General features: G+C 52.9%; 4 tRNA genes. All 4 read right to left on the reverse strand.

Annotation, left to right across the window (positions count from 1 at the left end):
• Positions 1-49 precede the first annotated feature (49 nt).
• The 4 genes from CN288_RS27500 to CN288_RS27515 all read right to left on the reverse strand — a co-directional run bounded on the left by CN288_RS27500 (position 50) and on the right by CN288_RS27515 (position 386).
• A tRNA-Val gene (locus CN288_RS27500) sits at positions 50-125 on the reverse strand.
• Between the two features lie 4 nt (positions 126-129).
• Positions 130-204, reverse strand: a tRNA-Glu gene (locus CN288_RS27505).
• Between the two features lie 10 nt (positions 205-214).
• A tRNA-Ser gene (locus tag CN288_RS27510) sits at positions 215-306 on the reverse strand.
• Positions 307-311: 5 nt separating this feature from the next.
• A tRNA-Asn gene (locus tag CN288_RS27515) sits at positions 312-386 on the reverse strand.
• Positions 387-414 lie beyond the last annotated feature (28 nt).

A 414-nucleotide genomic window follows, 5' to 3' on the forward strand; every position in this document is an offset into this window, starting at 1 on the left:
CAGACTGCTCCACCCCGCGATAATACTATTCATATACTATGTTTATATATGGTGGAGGATGACGGGATCGAACCGCCGACCCCCTGCTTGTAAGGCAGGTGCTCTCCCAGCTGAGCTAATCCTCCAAAGTGGTGACCCGTACGGGATTCGAACCCGTGTTACCGCCGTGAAAGGGCGGTGTCTTAACCACTTGACCAACGGGCCAAAAATATCATGGCGGAGAGCAAGGGATTCGAACCCTTGATACGCTTGTGACGTATACACGATTTCCAATCGTGCTCCTTCGGCCAACTCGGACAGCTCTCCAATCATGGCTCCGCAGGTAGGAATCGAACCTACGACCGATCGGTTAACAGCCGATAGCTCTACCGCTGAGCTACTGCGGAATGATATTAGCCTGGCAACGTCCTACTC

It is taken from the genome of Bacillus sp. AFS023182, assembly GCF_002560575.1.
Classification (GTDB): Bacteria; Bacillota; Bacilli; order Bacillales; family Bacillaceae_G; genus Bacillus_A; species Bacillus_A arachidis.